Raw genomic sequence first — 3,330 nt, 5'->3', positions numbered from 1 at the left:
ACCAGCCGGGCTGCCGCGGCCTCGCTGTAGCGCGCCGCCACCAGCGCCGCCGCCGCCTCCGCCGCATGCGCGGCATCGGCCGCCCAGTCGTTCGCGAAGCGCAGCGCGGCCAGGTAGCGCAGCAGCGCCTCCTCCCGCGCCGGGGCGCGCGCGGTCACGACGACGACGCCCGGATAATCGGGCGCCAGCTCCGTCACGTCCCACAGCACGCGGAAGCCGCGCGCCTCCGCCATGGCGTCAAAGGGCGGCACCAGGATGGAGGAGGTGGCACGGCCCTCCATCAGGGCCTCGAAGCGCTGGCGCACGCCGCCCACCATGTCGAAGCGGCAGGCGTCGCGCGCGATGCCGGCGCGTGCCAGCGCACGGTACAGCACCAGCACGAAGCCGTTGGTCGTGGCGTCCACGGCGATCGGCTCGGCCGCCGCCTCGGCCAGCGTCGCGAAGCGCGGCGCAGCGCAGAAGCGCATGGCCATCCGCGCTTCCAGCTGCGCCGCGATCACGAGGTCCGCGCCGCGCTCCACGGACCAGCCGATGGCGTTGTCGGCGACCCCGATCCCGACATCGTGGCGCCCATCCGCCAGCCCCTGCCCGATCTCGTCGGAGGACGCCGTCTGCACGGCCTCCACCTGCACGCCGAAGCGCGCGAAGGCGTCCAGCCCCTGCGCCCAAACGAAGGGCGCCGGCGGGACGAAATGGATCTGCCGCAGCGTCAGCATCGCCCCGTCACTCCCGTCCGGCGCCCAGTCGGCGCGCCACCCATTCGGCGATGTGGTCCACCGCCAGCGTCATGTTGTCGATGTTGCAGTGCTCGGACCCGCCCTCGCCCAGCGTCAGCACGCGCAGTTCCCGCTCCGCCGCGTTCACCGCCGCGTCCAGCACGCGCTGCGCATCGGCCAGCGCCGTCTGCCGGTCGTTCTCGCCATGCACGATCAGGAAGGGGCAGGTGAGCTTCTCGATCACGCCTTCCAGCGTCATGCGGGCGGAGATCGGCAGCGCGGCCTCCGCCGTCGGCGTGCCGAAGGCCCAGCGGAAATGGTCCGGCCAGTGCGAGACGGAGCGCTCGATGTGGCGCAGGTTGTGCACGCGCTCCCGCGTCAGCCGACCGTAGTCCCAGGAGGCGCCCCAGGCGACGCAGCAGCGGAAGCGCCTGTCGAAGGCGGCGGCCCGCGGCGCGTAGTAGCCGCCGAGGCTGATGCCGAGCACGCCGAGGCGTGTCGCGTCCACGTCGGCGCGGCCTTCCAGCCAGTCCGCCGCGGCGCCGGCCGGCTTCTCCGTCTCCGGCTCCACATGCATGCCGCGCAGCCGGATCGCCTCGCCCACGCCGGGATGGTCCACGATGACGGTGGCGACGCCGCGCAGCCGCAGCTCCTGCGCCAGCCCCATCAGGTAGAGCATCTCCTTCATGCCGTCGAAGCCGTCCAGGTGCACCAGGCAGGGCCAGGGGCCCGCGCCCTCGCCCGGCACGAACAGCGCCGGCATGGATTGCGCGCCATAGGGGATCTCGACGAACTCCACCGGTTCGCGTCGCAGCGTCGCGCCGGCGCGGAAGCAGTCCAGCATGCGGCGGTAGCGCGCAGCGCGGCGCGGGTCGAAGGGCGGCAGCATGCGCTCCGCCATCATGTGATAGGCGGTCGCACGCAGGTACTTCCGCCCGGCCGCCAGTTCGTTGCCCGCCGCGCGGTCGGCCTCGGCCAGCTTCTCGATGCGCTCGCCGAGCCGGCCCCAAGACTGGAAGAATTCCTCCTGCGCCGCGGCATCGTTGCGCTGCCCGGCCTCCTTCAGCGGGCGGCAGGCCTCGTCGATCTCCATGACGTGCCCGCCCATCGCCAGCGCCATGCTGGTGGCGGTGTTCCAGACGTAGTTGCCGGGGAAGAACTGGAACATGCGCGCCGCTCACATCCTGCGGAAGCGGGGCGCCGAAGCAGTGGACGGGATCGCAAGCAACATGACGCGGCGCATGCCCGGCTTCCTCGCTATGTCCGATGGAACGCTACGATGCGGGCCGGCCGTGTCAACGCCGCGGATTGCCGCCCGCCGCCGCAGCATGGTCTGATCGCGCCGGGTCAACGGAGCGTCGGCTTTGTTCGAGTATTTCCCGAACCACTATTCCTGGAATCTCGGCCTGCTGATGGCGCTGCAGCTCGGCGGCGAGCTGACGGAGATCGACGCGGCCTGCCGCCATTTGATCGAGGTCGCGCGCCGGCCGAACGTCCGCGAGGACCCGGAGGCGCAGGCGCTCTGGGTCGCGGCCTGGTCGGGCCTGGCCGATCGCGTCACGGCACTGGCCGCGCGCGACGAGGCGGCGGGCTTCACGATGGGCGCCGGGCGCAAGCACCTCCGCGCTGCCGTCTACGCTTTCACCGCGGAACGCATGGCGCCCCATGCCAGCCCGCACAAGGCGGCGCTCTATGCGCGCATGTTGGACAGCTTCGCACGCGGCGTTGCGCTGCGGCGCGAGCCGGTGGAGTTCGTCGAGATCCCCTATGCCGGCACCACCCTGCCCGCACTGTTCCACCGCGCACCCGGTCCCGGCCCGCGTCCGGTCATCATCCATTTCGACGGCTTCGACGTGACGAAGGAGTGGGTGCATCTCTGCGGCGTCGCGCGCGAATACGCGCTGCGCGGCATCGCGACGCTGATGGTGGACCATCCCGGCGTCGGCGGCGCGCTGCGCCTGCGCGGCCTGCCGACCTCCCCTGAATCCGAACGCTGGGCGGCCGCCGCGCTGGACTGGCTGGAGACGCGCGGCGATGTCGATGCGCAGCGCGTCGGCGTCGCGGCGATGAGCCTCGGCGGCTACTACGCCCCGCGCGCCGCGGCCTTCGAGAGGCGGCTGGCCTGCTGCATCGCCTGGGGCGCGCGCTGGGACAACGCGCTCTCCCACGGCCGCATCCTGCGCGACGCCGGCGCGGAAAGGTCGATCACCGGCTGGGTGGACCACGCCATGTGGGTCTATGGGGCGCGCGACCGCGAGGACCTCGCCGCCCGCATCGCCGCGCTGACGCTGGAGGGCGTGGCGGAGCGCATCACCTGCCCGCTGCTGGTGGTGCATGGCGAGAACGACCGCCAGGTTCCCGCCGACCAGGCGCAGAGGACCATCGACGCCGCGGTGAACAGCCCCCGCCGCGACCTGCGCGTCTTCACCCGTGCCGAAGGCGGCGCCGAGCATGTGCAGGGCGACCTCTTCGCCAATGCGGTGGACCTGATGGCAGACTGGGCGGCGGAGGTGCTGGAGGCGTAGCGGCAGCGCTCAGCCCGGCCGGCAGAGCGCAAGGAAGGCCGCCGCGCGCGCCGGCCAGCCGGCGTCGCGCGCCGCGGCCAGTCCGCCCG

General features: G+C 72.9%; 3 protein-coding genes. 1 reads left to right on the top strand and 2 read right to left on the bottom strand.

Annotated features, from left to right (window positions below):
• Together OZN99_RS28090 and OZN99_RS28085 are read right to left on the bottom strand one after the other, a co-directional pair.
• On the bottom strand, positions 1-716 hold a 716-nt coding region (locus OZN99_RS28090; protein WP_270938522.1), incomplete at its 3' end, for an ABC transporter substrate-binding protein.
• Between the two features lie 7 nt (positions 717-723).
• Complete coding sequence (locus OZN99_RS28085; protein ID WP_270938521.1) at positions 724-1,884, bottom strand: alpha/beta hydrolase family protein; 1,161 nt, start codon at positions 1,882-1,884, stop codon at positions 724-726.
• A 196-nt stretch (positions 1,885-2,080) separates the two neighbouring features.
• Between OZN99_RS28085 and OZN99_RS28080 the strand changes: the two genes are divergently transcribed.
• Positions 2,081-3,241, top strand: a complete 1,161-nt coding sequence (locus OZN99_RS28080) for an alpha/beta hydrolase family protein (RefSeq protein ID WP_270938520.1) — start codon at positions 2,081-2,083, stop codon at positions 3,239-3,241.
• Positions 3,242-3,330 lie beyond the last annotated feature (89 nt).

This window comes from Falsiroseomonas oryzae (assembly GCF_027856955.1).
Classification (GTDB): domain Bacteria; phylum Pseudomonadota; class Alphaproteobacteria; order Acetobacterales; family Acetobacteraceae; genus Falsiroseomonas; species Falsiroseomonas oryzae.
This window is presented reverse-complemented; position numbering and strand designations above follow the sequence as displayed.

What these genes read in the sequence shown, in the direction of transcription:
- OZN99_RS28085 (WP_270938521.1), bottom strand. Translation starts at nt 1,884, where the DNA reads ATGTTCCAGTTCTTCCCCGGCAACTACGTCTGGAACACCGCCACCAGC.